The following is a 14,722-nucleotide window of genomic DNA, read 5'->3' as shown; positions in this document are numbered from 1 at the left end:
GTCAGCGGCCAGCGTTCACTGCGCCCTCGGCCAGCGCGCCATTGGTCTGCGCGCCATTGGTCTGCGCGCTATCGATCAGCTCGCCGCCGGTCAGCGCATCTTCTCCGAAGATAACGGGGAAGGTCTCGCCCGTTTTGACTGCCCGCGTGGACGCGTCCATGTACGCGATGCTGAATGCCCGGCGGGGCTTGCCGGTGGGATTGCGGGCCGACCGGTGCAGGAGCAGGTTGTTGAGGAGAATGGCCTCGCCCGCCTCCGCCTCGAGGTGGATACAGTCTTCCTCCCGCGCGTACCTGGCCTGGTCCTCCTTCGATGGGAAGTGCATCTCGTTGATCACGCCGTGCTTGTGGCTGCCGGGCACGACCTGCATGCAGCCGTTTTCGACTGTCGCCCCATCGAGGGCGGTCCAGACGGTCGTCTCCGGATTCGAATCGAGTCCCCACCCGATGCCGACGTCCTGGTGCCAGGGAAGATGGGTGCCATGCTCGGCCGGTTTGTTCATGAACATGGCCCGGAAGATGGAGACGTTCGGACCGATGAGGGCCTCCGTGACCTCCCGAAAAAACGGATGCTGCATGTATCCAAGATACAGCGGATCCAGCTGCAGATCGTCGATGCGCCGGTAAGCGAGCGTCTCCTCGCTTTCCTCGAACGTCCTCGTCGGCAGTTCACCGTACTCGCCCGTGGTCGTGTCGCGCTGCATGGGCATGCCTTCGTAGCGGACCTTGCCCATCATGATGTCGTCGATGCGGTCGCGCATGGCCCGCAGGTGTTCGTCGGAAGCCACCCGGCCGAGACGCAGGTAGCCTTCCTCGGCAAACCGGGCCAGCTCGCTCATGCCGAACTGCTGAATGGACATTTCCTCCTCCTCTGCATCGTATCGACGGATGGACCGCGCGGGCCGCTACTACAGTCGGCCAGGTCGCGCCAGCAATGACCCCTGCGAGTCGCGACCGTCGCCAGGCACGTCGTTACAGCACCCCGGCCAGGCGGAAGAAGTTCTCCAGGATCTTCCGGCCGTGGGGATAGACGTCGACGTAGTATTCCGGGTGGAACTGCGTGCCGTACAGGGGCCGCTCTCGGTGCCTGATTGCCTGGATCCGGCAGTTCTCGTTCGACGCGATGAGGTCGAAATCCGGGGGCACGGTCTTCATCTCCGCGTAGTGGGACTGCCGGACAACCACCGGGTCGGGCAGTTCGTCGAACAACGGATCGGACTGTACCGGATTCACCGGGTAAAATCCTTCTTCGCAGAAATAGCCTAGCGCGTCGGGATTGGGATCGAGCACGTCGGGCTCGCCGGACCGCAGTGGGCGCATCATCTCGTCTTCGAGTTTCGTCAGGTTGCGAAAACCGTCGTTGAACATGAACCCCATGAGCTGGTGGCTGGCGCACAGTCCCATCGTGGGCACGTCCGCCATCGCGTTCAGCGTGTCTTCGAAGCCGTAGAACGTCTCAGGCTTGAAATGCTGGAAGAAGGTCCCGCAACCGCTGAGCAGCATGGCTCGGGGCTTAAGCGGGGCCACGATCTCCGGCGTCATCTGCTCCTGGTGCAGCATCAGGCACGGCTGCCCGGAGATCTCTTCCAGCCGCCTCTTCAGCCTGAAATCCCGGCCGTCCCTGTTATAGGATACCAGGGTCCCGATGCGAATCCAGATGATCAAACGGCGCCAGCCTTCCAATGTGCGCAGACCCGCAAGCCAGCCACGGGCGCAATCGCTGTCAAGGACTTGCCGAACTGAATAACACGATAAGGAAAACGGCGGAAATATCAAGGGTTAATACCTCGGTTAAAACCTCGGTTAATACCTCGCCGGGTTACTGGTTAAAGCCGCCTGATAATAACACTTTGCAATTCAATTCCTCCTCGTTACAATGCACTGGAATTAAACTCTTAAACCCTCAAAGCAAGGACCACACAATGATCGTCATGGCTACGAACAACGGCGACGTGGGCATCCGGCAGGCGGTGGACGCGCTCAGGGAAGGAAAGACCGCGGTGGACGCCATCGAGATCGGCATCCGGGAGGTAGAGGTGCACCGGCCCGATCGTAGCGTCGGCCTGCACGGCTATCCGAACATCCTCGGCTATCCCCAGCTGGACGCCCTCATCATGGACGGCCGCACGCGCGACGTGGGGGCCGTAGGCGCGGTGACGGGCTACGACCATCCGATCTCGATCGCCCGCTGCGTCATGGAGAAGCTGATCCACGTCTTCCTCGTCGGCGACGGCGCGGAGCGGTTCGCCAGCGAAATGGGTTTCGAAAAGAGCACCTACGTGGACCCCGAGATGCCCGAGATCTACGCGAAGCACGTGCGCGAACAGCTCGGGATCGACGACCCCGAGGAACTCCAGCACACCAAAGAACTTTGGAAGCTGAGCCACCTGGCCGTCGATCCGCAGAAGGCAGGGGGCACGACCAATTTCATCGCGCAGGACGGCAACGGCGACATCTGCGTGGGCGTCAGCACGAGCGGCTGGGGGTGGAAGTACCCGGGACGCCTGGGTGATTCGCCGGTCATCAGCGCGGGCGGCTTCGCGGACAACCGCTACGGTGCCGCGGCATGCACGGGCACGGGCGAGCTGGCCATCCGGACCGGCGCGGCCCGGAACGTGGTCACCTACATGAAGATGGGCATGTCGCTCGAAGAGGCCACCGCCGAGGGGCTTCGGGACATGAACGAACTGGACTCCCAGCGCGTGGGCGGCGTGCAGATCATCTCCCTGGACGCCAGCGGCGCCCACATGGCGGGGACCACGAGCGATCGGAAAGGCAGCCACGTCTACATGACGGCCGACATGGACGAGCCCGAGTTCGTCGAAGGCATCTCGGTGCCATACGAAGGCGAATAAGGGAAACCGGCCAAGAAAACCGACCAGGCCGTTCGAGGCCGTTCGAGGTCTTCGGGCCATCCCATCGCATATAAACCCGGAGGAGCATCCCGGATGAAGCTGGAGGACGCCAAGGCCCATCTCGACGAACACGGTTACGTCGTGCTCAGAGAGGCGTTGACCCCGGAACAGGCCGATACCCTGCGCGATCGCTCGGCCGAACTGGCCGAGCAGGAGAAGGCCGGAAACGGAGAACACGTCTACTTCGACGGGCAGGCACAGCGGGTGTGGAACCTGGTCAACAAGGGCCGTATCTACGAGGAAATGATCCAACTGCCCCTGGTACTTGCGCTCCACGAACACCTGCTGGGCGACGACTGCATCTTAAGCAGCTTTACCGTCAATCTCATCGGCCCCGGCGCGCCGGCCGGCGGCCTGCACGTCGACTTCCCGCTGGGGCGGTTCCCGCAGCCGCCTCCACCGTTTGCCTTCTGTTCCAACACGATCTTCGTGCTCGACGACTTCATGCCGGAGAACGGGGCCACGCGGATCGTTCCGGGCAGCTACAAGCGCGGATACACCCCCGATCCGGAAACGGAGTACGACGACGTCATCCAGCTGGACGCCCGCAGGGGCGATATCGTCATCATCCACGGCGCGACCTGGCACAGCAGCGGCGCCAATCGAACCCAGGAGGAACGGATGATCCTGCTGGGGTTCTTCTGCCGCTCGTTCATGAAGCCGCAGCAGGACCAGTTCAGGCTGGCGAGCTCCGAAGTCGTCGAGCGGGCGACGCCGACTCTGAAGCGTCTGCTGGGATTCGAGTCGCAGTCGGGCATGCGGACCTGAGCCCACGGTTCCGGGCCGGCTGTTTATTTGCTGGCCTGACCCCGCGTTTCCCCCATCGTCCAATTCGCAATTCAATCGTCACCTTTATCCTAAGAGAAAGAACCATCATGTCCGATTCGCCATCGCCGGAAATCGTCCCCAAGACCTACACCTGCTACCGTGCCTGCGGCCCCATCACGATCGACGGAAAGCTGAGCGACCCGTCATGGATCCGGGCGCCCCGCACCGACCTCTTCGTCGATATCGAAGGGGACCTCAAGCCCATCCCGCGGTTCGGCACGCGCGCCATGATGCTGTGGGACGACGAGTACTTCTACGTGGCGGCCGACATGGAGGAACCAGACGTCTGGGGCACGCTGACCAAACGGGATTCCGTCATCTGCCTCGACAACGACTTCGAGGTGTTCATCGATCCCGACGGGGACACCAACCACTACATGGAGTTCGAGATCAACCCGCTGAACACCGCCTGGGACCTGTACCTGCCCAAACCCTACAACAAGGGCGGAAAAGCCGACCACGACTGGGACTTCGAGGGTGTGCGGCACGCCGTCCATATCGACGGAACGGTCAACTGCTCCCACGACGTGGACCGCGGCTGGTCCACCGAAATCGCCTTCCCCTGGACCAGCATGGCCGAGTACGCCGGGGTGGACTGTCCACCGAAGGCCGGGGATTCCTGGCGGGTCAACTTCTCACGGGTCGAGTGGGAGTTCGAGCGCTACAAGGACGGCTATCTGAAGAAAGAAGGGATTCCCTGCGACAACTGGGTCTGGTCCCCCCAGGGGGAGATCAACATGCACCTCCCCGAGATGTGGGGGCACGTGGTGTTCTCGGATACGGTCGTGGGAACGGCGGAGATGTGACGGGTGGTCGCCATGCCCGGTCAGGTTAGCTTCTCTACGATTATGATAATCGCCGTGCAGGACACAACAGTTACAACAGTCCATCTAAATCGATTGTTCAAGTGGGCTTTTAGATCCGATATGATTTCATCTATATCAAACTCCGAACGTCCCAGATCCTGACTTGGCACTATGATGTCCAGCTTTTCCTCGATCCTGGTCAAGCGGATCTTGATGTTATCCGAACCGAAATACAACTCATCTTCGATCCGCCTGATGGACGCCTCGATTTCTGTTTGTTAGAGACGATCTATGGCAGCAACCATTTGAACGCCGTAACGATAGTTCCCGTCAGTGCGAGCATGCTACCCACAGACCACCGGATCATACTGTTCTTCACGTTTGCAATGTCTTCTCGAGTTGCGTATGCCTTCAGGTCCTCCCGTGTGGTAAACGCCTTCAGATCATCTCGTGTAGCAAATGCCTTCAGGTCCTCCCGTGTGGCAAATGCCTTCAGATCTTCCTTTGTGGCAAATACCTTCAGATCTTCCTTTGTGGCGAATGCCTTCAGATCGTCTCGGGTTGCGAATGCCTTCAAATGATCTTGGGTGGCAAACGCTTTCAGATCATCCCGAGTAGCGAATGCCTTTAGATCATCTCGGGTGGTTACATGCTCCAGTTTTTCTTCTATCCTGGTCAAGCGGATCTTGATGTTGTCCGACCCGAAATACAGATCATCTTCGATCCGCCTGATGGACGCCTCGATTTCCCGTGAACTCATCCCGGTTTCACCGAGTGGTCGTTTGCTTTTTGGATTGTTCATCGCACCTGTCCTTTTGATTTGGTTGGTGATTCTTTAACTATACCGATTTGCATGTGGGACGCGGCCAACGATCCGGGTTGCTTTCTACGCTCTCTGACTCGCTCGTACTGAAGTCCACCTCCGGGGATCGGCGCCGATAATCCTCCGGATCAACGCCCTTTAATCGTATCAGTAGTAGAGCGCACGTGTTATCTCGTGTTTTACTTTATTTAAAAGCGGTTGGCATGGCGGAGATCTTGTCTATGATCATCTCTTTGAATCATTTATGCGAGTTTTACTTATGTTATTCATAATTCTGATTTACTATTTTTAAACTCTACTTGCGTTTATATGAATTTCTGTTTACATTTTAATCGATGTTGAAAAAGAACAACGAAACGTGGACCGCCTATGACCAGCGACACCGATTTGAATAACGACTCTGTTCAGATACCGAACCCGCGTTTACCCGCCCATTGCCCGGGCTGTGCCTCGGCCCTGAAGGTCACCCGCCTGGACTGCACCGAGTGCGATACGGCCGTGATCGGCGGCTTTCACCTGCCGCCGCTGGCCCGGCTTGCCCCGGAGGATCAGGCCTTCGTGCTCTGCTTCCTCCAGACCGGCGGCAATCTCAAGGACATGGCCGAACACTACGGCGTCTCCTACCCCACGCTGCGGAACCGCCTCGATGACCTGGTCGCGCATCTGGATTCGCTGGTGGCGGCGGATCGGCCAGAGGAAGAACTCGGCGAAGCAAGTAGCTTCTCGCAATAGATAGAAGGACGCCAGTCTTGGACGCTTCCCACACCCTCGATTCCCACACACGCGCTTCTAACACGCGCGAGTCTACAGTCCGGCGCACGTGGCGCATGTGGCTGTTCAATCCCTTCCACTTTTTGGCCGGTGGGCCCGCGCTGGCCTGGGGACTGGCATGCATCGTCTTGGCAGCCTGGATTGGCGGCGCATACGATTACCGCTACACGGGCACGCTATCCTTCCAGCTTTCGACGCCGACGCCAATCTGGCTCGCCATAACGCAGGGCCTTACGGCATGGATCGTACCCAGCGCCTTGCTCTACCTCGCCGGGCGCGGTCTCAGCCGTAGCCGCGTCCGCCTCATCGACGTCTTCGGCACCCAGGCCCTGGCCCGTGCGCCTGGACTGCTCGTGGCCCTGATCGTGTTGTCGCCGCCCTTTCAAGACCTCACGACCTCTCTGATTGCCCAGGGCGCCACGGATTTCTCGGTCGCACAGCTTACGGCCCTCACTGCAATAGGTACGGTGATGGTGTTGCTGCTGGTCTGGATCGTGCTTCTGATGTACCGTGGCTTTGCCGTTTCGTGCCATGTCGCCGGTGGCTGGGCGATTGGTGCATTCATCGCCGCCATCGCCGTGGGCGAGATCGCCACCGGTGCGACGGGACAGCTCCTGCAGGGCACCGTCGCTCCTCAGCCCGTTGCCAGCGTAACCGTCCAGTCCGATCAACACCATCGGGCCGCGCAGCTGGCCACACGGATCCTCGAGGGGCACGAACAGGGTCGCTTTGAATCCCTGAACTCAGAGGAGGCCACCGAGGTATTTCGCACGGGTTTCACCGCGGAGGTACAGCGCCACAACCACCAGACCATACGGCTGATGTTCGGCGCCTTCGAGGGCCTGGACTACATCGAAACCCGGTATATGGACAGCCAGCCGCACCTGCTGATCCACCGCTTCAAAGGCCGGTACGGGGCCGCGTCCCGGCCACCTGAAGTGCGCGTCGTCCTCGACCGCGACGGCATGCTGGCGGGTCTCTGGATCAAACCCTGGCAGGATGAAATGCTATGAGCAACTATCGCCACACCCAGTTCGGCACGGTCAACGTCGTCATCATTATCGCCATCCTTCCGCTGGTAATTCTGCCCGCGTGGATGGCCGGAGCGGCACCCCTCGCGTGGATGATATTGGTTTTCCTGCTCGGTGTCCTGGCGCTGTTCCACAACCTGACCGTCACGATCGATGGCCAGGACCTGCGCATCAGTTTCGGCATCGGCCTGATCCGGAAGCGGTTCGCCCTGGATCAGATCGAGTCCTGCCAGCCGGTCAGAAACTCCTGGCTTTATGGTTGGGGAATACGACTTACGCCGCGGGGCTGGCTATACAACGTTTCGGGACTGGAGGCGGTGGAACTGAAGATGAAAAGCGGCAAGACCTGCCGCATCGGGACGGATGAGCCCAGGGTCCTGGCCGCCGCGCTTGAGGAGGCGCTGGTCAGTACGAATTCAATGGCTGAGTGAAATCCTGACCACGTAGTTCGAACTTACCGGCACGATTCTTCTTGACGGTCCTTGGTACCACGCTTCTTTACTTTTTGATGATTTTCTTTACATTAACCATTTTTCTTGGTATATTACTGCAAGTAAAGTGAGTTGACTGATCGTTTATTAGCCGATTTTCATCACAGGAGCGAAACGTGCCTAAAGTCAGCGCCAAGCGGCAAATCACACTCCCGGCTGAACAGTGCCGTTTAGTAGGCATCGAGCCGGGAGACGAGTGCCAGAGCTACGTGGCCGACGGACGAATTACCATAGTCCGCGAGGAGCCCGGTAGCGCCTGGGGATGCCTGGCGCATCTCGAAGGCGATCCGACGGTTTCAGATGAGGAATCGCGTCAGGACGCGATAGAAGGAAAGCAGGACCAGACACCTTGATCGCAATCGACACCAATGTCCTGCTGCGCTATCTCCTGAGAGACGACGAGGGGCAAGCTGAACGTGCGCGTCGCGTGATTGAAGGCGGCGAGCGCGTGCTCATTACGGACGTTGTACTGGCGGAAACGGTGTGGACGTTAGCCGGCCGCCGGTATCGCGCGACCCGGGCCGACCTGATCGACCTGATACATAACCTACTGCAAGATGCAAATCTTCGGTTTGAGGATGACGAGGTGGTCTGGAGCGCCCTGCAGGCCTATCGCAGGACGGAGGCGGACTTCGCCGATGCCCTGATCGCGTGCAAAGCAGAAAAGCTGGCTGCCGCAGGCGACGAGTTGAGCACTGTTTACACCTTCGATGACGTCGCTTTGCAATTGCCCGGTACTGCAAAGCCGTAGTTTGTTTCTGGTGTATCGTCGCAAGGGAATTTTGACGGCATCATTGCGAGTATATCGTTGTTGTTGATGAGATGAATGTGGCGTTGGTGGCGTACGTGACGGTCCGAATGTGTGAATATCATGATTCCAAAACACGATCCACGCTTGTGGCATTTACTTGCACGGAGTGCCCGTATGAACGTTATTGAATTGGAGACGTTCGCCAAACAACGCCAAAGGAGCATCCATGAGCAAAGGACTAGTTAGGACAGTAATCAACCTGGAAGACAAGCAGAAGGCGTGGCTGGATCGTCAGGCCGCACTGCGGCGTGTTTCCAGGGCCTCGTTGATTCGTCAGGCAGTCAGCGAATACCAGGCCAAGGAAAGGCGGGGCTCGGATGTTTCATTGCAAAAGGCACTGGAACAGACTGCAGGCATCTGGCAGTCCGGCGACGGCCTCGAGTACCAAATGCGAATTCGCAAGGAATGACATTGAGTCATGGCGAGGTACCTGCTGGACTCGGTTATCGTCATTGACCACTTCAATGGCGTTGATGCAGCGACGGAGTTCCTGACCGCTAACGGTCGAGATTGCGTGATCTCCGTCATTACCCGCGCGGAGACGCTGGCTGGATTCCCTCCCGAATCTGAACCGTTAGCCCTCGAACTCCTGGATCAGTTTGCGGCACTGCCAGTAACCACAGAAAACAGTTGGCAAAGATTGCAAGGCGCGGTCGAAAGAGATGGTTGGGGCTAACCTTCATTACTCAATTACCACAACAACTCCCTGATGAAGTCTTAGGTCTCATAAACAACTGGATTCTCCACAAAATCAGCGATTCAAACGTAATCAACCGTCTACGTCGTTCTATAGGTGGAGTAGACGATAGCCTTTGGGGACGCATGCCGTCTCTAGCACCCGGTCAAGCTGTAGCTTCCTTCACTAGTATGTCCCGCCCGGTTTTAGTTACGATGGATCCCACTCCTAGTAAACTAGAAATGGTGGAATAGTCTAACGTTATATCTGTCGTGTCTAAGGCTAGTCTGGGACTATAAGCAAGTCTCTTTCCGGGTTTACTGCTGAACCTGCCTAACCGTCGCAGAAATCTGTATGGCGTAACTTTGATCTCCGATATGTTTTAGGTTCATCACTCGACCTATTGAAGGCATCTTAATAGAATCGTCACCCCACCCCCACTTCAATCCCGATCGGACAGTGGTCCGAACCCATGACGTCCGGCATGATCCATGCGTTGGAGACTGAAGGCATCAGGTCCTCGGTTACGTAGAAGTAATCGATGCGCCAGCCCACGTTCCGCTTTCTCGCTCCGGACATGAGGTGCCACCAGGTGTAGTTGTCCGGCCCTTCGTCGAATTGCCGGAAAGTATCTACGTAACCCATATCTACGATCTTGTCGATCCACTCGCGTTCCATGGGGAGGAATCCGGAGATCTTCTCGTTGTCCTTGGGACGGGCGAGGTCGATGGCCTTGTGGGCCGTGTTCACGTCGCCGCAGATGACCAGTTTCTTGCCGTCGGCGCGGAGCGATTCCCAGTGGGCCAGGATGGACGCGTAAAAATCCATTTTGTACTGCAGCCGTTGGGCGTTTTGCTTGCCATTCGGGAAGTACACGTTGAACAGGGTGAAATCGGGGTACTCCAGCACCAGGGTCCGGCCTTCCGAATCGAACCGCTCCTCGCCGAATCCCTTCTCGACGCTGATGGGTTCGTGGCGCGTGTAGACGCCTACGCCGCTGTATCCCTTTTTCTCCGCTTCCGACCAGTAACTCCTATATCCGTCGACATCCGTGATCTTGGCGTCCAGTTGCGACTCCTGGGACTTGGTTTCCTGGATGCAGAGGATGTCCGGCGCCTCCTCCTGGAACCACTCGATGAAGCCCTTCTTCGTCACCGCCCTTACCCCATTTACGTTCCAACTCAACAGATTCCATGAAGACATGAAGATCACCTTTCCTGGTTTATGCTGTTATTGGTCACAAACTCCACATCCGCGACATCCGTCCGCTCGATCCGGTCGCCTCTCGCACGGTGGCTTCGGATGGGAAAATCGTCCGCCTTGAGCGTCTCCCGGACCTCGGCATCCCTCGAAATCAGCACGATCTCCGGATCAGCCTCCGGTGTAAAATCCAGCAACTCCGAATCCCCCGGCACGAGTTCGTAGAGCTGGTTGATCCGGCAGCGGTCCATGGTGCAGCGCTTGATGCAGGCGTAGCCTTCGAGATCGCGGTAGGCGACGGTGAACACGCGGCCCGGTTCCTCCATGGCGCAGTACAGGATATCGAGATCGACGTACATTTTGTCAAGGGTATTGTGGACGCCCGCGACGCCCCCGGATCGGACGATCACGACCCGGTCGTAGAGGGATACGTTGAAGAGCGGCTGGCCGCTCTCGATAGTGTAGCCCATGTACCCGGATTCGGTGTCGTAACGGAGCACCAAGTCGCGGGCCGCGGCGTCGCGTTCCTGCACCGGCGTGAAGGGTTTGACCTCCGAACGGCGGGGGTGCTCGTCGCGGTAGCCGCGGATGAGTTGCTCCAGGAAATCGATGGCGAAATCCGTCAGGTGATGGAGGTTGTGGAGCACCGTCCTGAGCTGGCCTTCGATCTCCCGCATCTCGGCTTCCGCGCGATCGATACCGTACCGGGTAATGCGGTAGATCGGGATGTCGAGGAGTCGGTCCAGGTCGTCCTTCGTCAGGTTGTCGGCCGTAATGATGTCTTCCACGGCGGCCATACGCCGCGTCGCGGTCAGCTCGTGCCGGATCGCCGCCAGCAGCGACCGCACCAGGCGTCGATGCGGCTCCGGTCCGTGGCCGACCGCGTCCAGGTTCCGGGCGATCATCTCGCGGCTCGGACCGTAGTGCTCGAAATCCAGGCTGCGGTAGACGGTCGTCAGCAGGCTGCGGGCTGCGTCGCGGATCTCCGGCGGCGCCTCGTTGAGTTCGATCATGCCCCGGTCCACGGCGCGGGCCGTGGTCGAAACGGGACTGTAACTGGCGATGGCCTCGCGCACGGCGGCGTATACCCCCTCGATGTTGTCGATATCCTCGATGTCCTTGTATATCCGGTTCTCGATGAAGACCTGCTCGAGCCTGCGGGCCCGGAGCTGGGCGCGCAGATCCCGCTCCTCGATCTTCAGTTCCGCTTCGAGGATCTCCCGCAGCCGGTGCGTGCTGTGCCGGATCATGTCCGTCACGGTCATCACGCGGGGATGGCCGTCGCTTATGACCAGCAAGTTGGCGGCGAGGGCGACCTCGCAGGACGTGAAGGCGTAGAGGCCCTGCAGGATGTCGTTGACGTCAGTGCCGGTTTCCGCGTCGGGGTTTGTCCGGATCTCGATCTCCACGCCGTCGGTGGTATAGTCGGTCAGACCGGACACCGCGATGCGCTTCGAGCGGGACGCCTCCTCAATGGATTTCATCAGGCTTTCCGTCGTTTCGCCGAAGGGCAGCGCGCGGACCATGACCACGCCGTCGTCCCGGGGCTCCAGCCGCGCGCGGGTATACACGCGCCCGTTTCCGTCCTCATATTCGCTCACGTCCATGAGCCCGCCGGTGGGGAAGTCGGGGTACAGGTGGAAGGGCTCGCCCTTGAGGCAGGACACCTGGGCTTCCATGACCTCGATGGGGTTGTGGGGCAGGATGCGGGTGGACATGCCCACGGCGATGCCTTCGGCGCCGAGGATGAGCGCCACCGGGACTTTGGCCGGGAAGACCACGGGTTCGCGGGCGCGCCCGTCGTAGGAGTCCACGTACTCCGTGATTTCGGGGCTAAGCAGCACCTCCCGGGCGAGGGGCGTGAGCCGGCATTCGATATATCGCGCGGCCGAGGCCTGGCCGCCCGTGAGCACCGAGCCGAAGTTGCCCTGCTTGTCGATGAAGAGGTCCTTGTTGGCGAGCGAGACCAGGGCGCCGAAGATGGACTGGTCCCCGTGGGGATGGAACCGCATGGTCTGGCCGACGACGTTGGCCACCTTGTGGTACTTGCCGTCGTCGATCTCGAAGAGGGTGTGCAGGATGCGGCGCTGAACGGGTTTCAGGCCGTCGTCGATCTCCGGAATCGCCCGGTTCTTGACGACGTAGGTGGCGTATGCGAGGAAGTAGCGGTCGTATAGGGTTTCTACGTCGGCCAAGATCGGACCCCGGCAGTGGAAGGAACACGTATCGGTTTCCGTACGAATGCGAGCCGGAATCTGTACGGGCGCGCATCAGATTCCGAGGAATAAAGCAATCGCTGCATTGAACTTATACGTTTAATGGACGGATTACAATACATTTGTACCGGTGTCATGCGGTAAGGGTTGCCCGCGGGCCCCTTCGCATGCATAATGGACGAGGTTGTGCGTGGTGTGCCCGCCACCTGACCCGGAAACCGGTCATTCCGGCCAGCCACCGACCGGGTCCACCGGGCGAGACGAACCAAGGAGCCTCAGATCCATGCCTTTCCACTGGGAACGAATCGAAGAAGGTATCTACCGTTTTCAGGACAGCTGCATCGTCTATGCCGTCGAAGGACCGGAGGGCGTCGTGCTGGTCAACACCGGCACCGGCAAGGCCGAGGACCACCTCGAAGAGATCGCGGGCGGCAGGCCGGTGACGGTCCTGCTCACCCACCACTTCCGCGACCACACGGACGGCGCCATCAGGCTGCACGAGAAGGGGGCCCGGATCCTCGGCCCGTACTGGGACCAGGAGTATCTCGTCGACCCGGAACAGCACTTCCGGGAACGGCAGCACTGGAACTCCTACGATAACCGGTGGGACCGCTTCTCGCCCGTCCGGACCGTGCCGGTCGACGGCTGGCTGATGGACTACGAGACGCGGGACATCGCGGGGCTGTCGTGGGAGGTCGTGCCCACGCCCGGCATGACCAACGGCGCGAGCAGCTACGTCGTGACCATCGGCGAAAGGCGTATTGGATTCGTCGGCGAGGTGATCTGCGGGACCGGGAAGACGACCCGCCTGGCGCCCCTGCAGTACAACTACAACGACTACACCGGCGCGTGGAACCTGTACCATGCCGTCAACCGGCTGCTCGCGGTCGGTGCGGACCGGCTGCTCCCGAGCCTGGGGGACCCGGTGGAGGACCCGGCCGGCGCCATCGCGGCTTTCAAGGCGAACCTGAAGCACCTCGAGGAGATCCAGCCCGGCGTCGCCGAACCGCTGGAGGACCCGGACGAGGATGATATCGAAGAGGTGCTGCCCCACCTGTACCGCTCGAAGTACGCCGGCGCGGAGACCCACTTCGTCCTGAGCGACACGGGCAAGGTCATGTCCATCGACTACGGATACAACCTGAATGCGATATTCAGGCCGGAGAAGTCGCACGTATCTAATCGCAGGCCGATCCTCCACGGGATCAGCGGGCTCAGGAAGCGCTTCGGGATCGACCGGATCGACGCGACGCTCGTCTCCCATTTCCACGACGACCACGTCAACGGCATCCCCATGCTCCAGCGTCTCTATGGGACGGAGGTCCTGGCGGGCGAGCAGTTCAGCGACCTGCTAGAGAACCCGATGAAGTACGACCGGCCCTGTCTCTGGCACGAGCCGATCCGGGTGGGCCGGCACATCCCCAACGGGACGACGGTCCACTGGGAGAACATCCCCATCACGCTGTATCCTATGTCGGGGCATACCCGCTTCGCCACACTGATCTGCATGGAGATCGACGGGACCCGCGTGGCCCACACCGGCGATCAAGCCTTCTTCGACACGGAGGGCGGGCTAGGTTATCAGGCCGGCGCGCGCATGTTCACGAATCACGTCTACAAGAACGGGCTGGACCTGGGGTGCTACAAACGGTTCCTGGAAGACCTGAAGCGCTTCGAGCCGGAACTGGTCATCACGGGCCATACCCGACCCTACCGCACGTCACCCGAATGGTACGCCGAGATCGGCCGGGCCGCCGAAGCCTTCGACGACGTGCACACCACGCTCATGCTGCTGGAGGACGACGAAGCCCACTTCGGCGCCGAGTCCCAGGGCGGCAAGCTGGTGCCCTATCGCGCCCACGCGCCCGAGGGCGGACCGATCGAGTTCAGCGGCTGGGTGCTCAACCCCTTCCCCACGGAACAGCCGGTCCGTATCCGCCTGGTGGGGCCCGATGGCTGGCAGTGCGAGACGGTGACCCTGTCCCTGGGTCCACGTGAGCAGAAGGAGATCCGCCTGGTGCTTCACGTTCCGGAGGGTACGCAGTGCCGGAGGCAGCCCGTGGCGCTGAACCTGACCGTGGGCGGGCGGCCCTTCGGGCAGGTGACCGAGGCCCTGGTGACGGTGGGGATGCCGAAGTGGTGAGTCAACGGGCCG

General features: G+C 60.1%; 16 protein-coding genes and 1 pseudogene. 12 read left to right on the top strand and 5 right to left on the bottom strand.

Features of this window, described 5'->3' with window-relative positions; translation table 11 throughout:
• Window position 1: 1 nt before the first annotated feature.
• Together F4X08_03145 and F4X08_03140 are read right to left on the bottom strand one after the other, a co-directional pair.
• Complete coding sequence (locus F4X08_03145) at window positions 2-859, bottom strand: phytanoyl-CoA dioxygenase family protein (protein MYD24794.1); 858 nt, start codon at window positions 857-859, stop codon at window positions 2-4.
• A 112-nt stretch (window positions 860-971) separates the two neighbouring features.
• Window positions 972-1,664 carry a hypothetical protein gene (locus F4X08_03140; GenBank protein ID MYD24793.1) on the bottom strand — a complete coding sequence of 231 codons (693 nt, stop codon included), beginning with the start codon at window positions 1,662-1,664 and terminating at the stop codon, window positions 972-974.
• 17 nt (window positions 1,665-1,681) lie between these two features.
• Between F4X08_03140 and F4X08_03135 the strand changes: the two genes are divergently transcribed.
• The 3 genes from F4X08_03135 to F4X08_03125 all read left to right on the top strand — a co-directional run bounded on the left by F4X08_03135 (window position 1,682) and on the right by F4X08_03125 (window position 4,548).
• Entirely contained in the window at window positions 1,682-2,854 is a 1,173-nt protein-coding gene (locus tag F4X08_03135) for an asparaginase (protein MYD24792.1), read from the top strand.
• A 93-nt stretch (window positions 2,855-2,947) separates the two neighbouring features.
• On the top strand, window positions 2,948-3,682 hold the full coding sequence (locus tag F4X08_03130; GenBank protein ID MYD24791.1) for a hypothetical protein: 735 nt from the start codon (window positions 2,948-2,950) through the stop codon (window positions 3,680-3,682).
• Between the two features lie 107 nt (window positions 3,683-3,789).
• A complete protein-coding gene (locus tag F4X08_03125) occupies window positions 3,790-4,548 on the top strand; it encodes a carbohydrate-binding family 9-like protein (protein ID MYD24790.1) in 759 nt (252 codons plus the stop codon).
• Window positions 4,549-4,837: 289 nt separating this feature from the next.
• Here the strand turns inward: F4X08_03125 and F4X08_03120 are convergent, their stop codons facing one another.
• Window positions 4,838-5,350 carry a hypothetical protein gene (locus F4X08_03120; protein ID MYD24789.1) on the bottom strand — a complete coding sequence of 171 codons (513 nt, stop codon included), beginning with the start codon at window positions 5,348-5,350 and terminating at the stop codon, window positions 4,838-4,840.
• A gap of 390 nt (window positions 5,351-5,740) precedes the next feature.
• On the opposite strand from F4X08_03120, the gene F4X08_03115 reads away from it, so the two are divergent.
• The 8 genes and pseudogenes from F4X08_03115 (at window position 5,741) to F4X08_03080 (ending at window position 9,405) form a co-directional block, all read left to right on the top strand.
• Entirely contained in the window at window positions 5,741-6,103 is a 363-nt protein-coding gene (locus F4X08_03115) for a DUF2089 domain-containing protein (GenBank protein MYD24788.1), read from the top strand.
• Between the two features lie 17 nt (window positions 6,104-6,120).
• Window positions 6,121-7,155, top strand: a complete 1,035-nt coding sequence (locus F4X08_03110) for a hypothetical protein (protein MYD24787.1) — start codon at window positions 6,121-6,123, stop codon at window positions 7,153-7,155.
• The gene (locus F4X08_03105) at window positions 7,152-7,604 is read left to right on the top strand and encodes a hypothetical protein (GenBank protein MYD24786.1); all 453 of its coding nucleotides are present in this window, start codon (window positions 7,152-7,154) and stop codon (window positions 7,602-7,604) included. Before F4X08_03110 ends, F4X08_03105 begins: the two co-directional genes overlap by 4 nt.
• A 176-nt stretch (window positions 7,605-7,780) precedes the next feature.
• Window positions 7,781-8,017 (top strand): AbrB/MazE/SpoVT family DNA-binding domain-containing protein, encoded by a 237-nt coding sequence (locus tag F4X08_03100; protein MYD24785.1) that lies wholly within the window; start codon window positions 7,781-7,783, stop codon window positions 8,015-8,017.
• Complete coding sequence (locus tag F4X08_03095) at window positions 8,014-8,415, top strand: type II toxin-antitoxin system VapC family toxin (GenBank protein MYD24784.1); 402 nt, start codon at window positions 8,014-8,016, stop codon at window positions 8,413-8,415. The genes F4X08_03100 and F4X08_03095 overlap by 4 nt, the downstream gene beginning before the upstream one ends.
• A 226-nt stretch (window positions 8,416-8,641) precedes the next feature.
• Window positions 8,642-8,884 (top strand): ribbon-helix-helix protein, CopG family, encoded by a 243-nt coding sequence (locus tag F4X08_03090; protein ID MYD24783.1) that lies wholly within the window; start codon window positions 8,642-8,644, stop codon window positions 8,882-8,884.
• Window positions 8,885-8,893: 9 nt separating this feature from the next.
• The gene (locus F4X08_03085) at window positions 8,894-9,151 is read left to right on the top strand and encodes a type II toxin-antitoxin system VapC family toxin (protein MYD24782.1); all 258 of its coding nucleotides are present in this window, start codon (window positions 8,894-8,896) and stop codon (window positions 9,149-9,151) included.
• Window positions 9,100-9,405 (top strand): annotated as a pseudogene (locus tag F4X08_03080) (ATP-binding protein). The gene F4X08_03085 and the pseudogene F4X08_03080 overlap by 52 nt, the downstream one beginning before the upstream one ends.
• Window positions 9,406-9,577: 172 nt before the next feature.
• Here the strand turns inward: F4X08_03080 and xth are convergent.
• Both xth and F4X08_03070 read right to left on the bottom strand, forming a co-directional pair.
• Entirely contained in the window at window positions 9,578-10,354 is a 777-nt protein-coding gene (gene xth, locus F4X08_03075) for an exodeoxyribonuclease III (protein ID MYD24781.1), read from the bottom strand.
• 5 nt (window positions 10,355-10,359) lie between these two features.
• Window positions 10,360-12,546, bottom strand: coding sequence for a hypothetical protein (locus F4X08_03070; GenBank protein ID MYD24780.1), 2,187 nt, complete (start codon window positions 12,544-12,546; stop codon window positions 10,360-10,362).
• Between the two features lie 304 nt (window positions 12,547-12,850).
• On the opposite strand from F4X08_03070, the gene F4X08_03065 reads away from it, so the two are divergent.
• Window positions 12,851-14,710 (top strand): MBL fold metallo-hydrolase, encoded by a 1,860-nt coding sequence (locus F4X08_03065; protein ID MYD24779.1) that lies wholly within the window; start codon window positions 12,851-12,853, stop codon window positions 14,708-14,710.
• Window positions 14,711-14,722: the final 12 nt, after the last annotated feature.

It is taken from the genome of Gemmatimonadota bacterium (assembly GCA_009841265.1).
GTDB lineage: Bacteria > JAAXHH01 > JAAXHH01 > JAAXHH01 > JAAXHH01 > JAAXHH01.
The sequence above is the reverse complement of the archived record's forward strand: the minus strand, read 5'-3'. Positions and strand labels throughout refer to the sequence as shown.

What these genes read in the sequence shown, in the direction of transcription:
- F4X08_03145 (MYD24794.1), bottom strand. Translation starts at nt 859, where the DNA reads ATGTCCATTCAGCAGTTCGGCATGAGCGAGCTGGCCCGGTTTGCCGAG.
- F4X08_03135 (MYD24792.1), top strand. Translation starts at nt 1,682, where the DNA reads ATGTGCGCAGACCCGCAAGCCAGCCACGGGCGCAATCGCTGTCAAGGA.
- F4X08_03130 (MYD24791.1), top strand. Translation starts at nt 2,948, where the DNA reads ATGAAGCTGGAGGACGCCAAGGCCCATCTCGACGAACACGGTTACGTC.
- F4X08_03125 (MYD24790.1), top strand. Translation starts at nt 3,790, where the DNA reads ATGTCCGATTCGCCATCGCCGGAAATCGTCCCCAAGACCTACACCTGC.
- F4X08_03120 (MYD24789.1), bottom strand. Translation starts at nt 5,350, where the DNA reads ATGAACAATCCAAAAAGCAAACGACCACTCGGTGAAACCGGGATGAGT.
- F4X08_03115 (MYD24788.1), top strand. Translation starts at nt 5,741, where the DNA reads ATGACCAGCGACACCGATTTGAATAACGACTCTGTTCAGATACCGAAC.
- F4X08_03105 (MYD24786.1), top strand. Translation starts at nt 7,152, where the DNA reads ATGAGCAACTATCGCCACACCCAGTTCGGCACGGTCAACGTCGTCATC.
- F4X08_03090 (MYD24783.1), top strand. Translation starts at nt 8,642, where the DNA reads ATGAGCAAAGGACTAGTTAGGACAGTAATCAACCTGGAAGACAAGCAG.
- F4X08_03085 (MYD24782.1), top strand. Translation starts at nt 8,894, where the DNA reads ATGGCGAGGTACCTGCTGGACTCGGTTATCGTCATTGACCACTTCAAT.
- xth (MYD24781.1), bottom strand. Translation starts at nt 10,354, where the DNA reads ATGTCTTCATGGAATCTGTTGAGTTGGAACGTAAATGGGGTAAGGGCG.
- F4X08_03065 (MYD24779.1), top strand. Translation starts at nt 12,851, where the DNA reads ATGCCTTTCCACTGGGAACGAATCGAAGAAGGTATCTACCGTTTTCAG.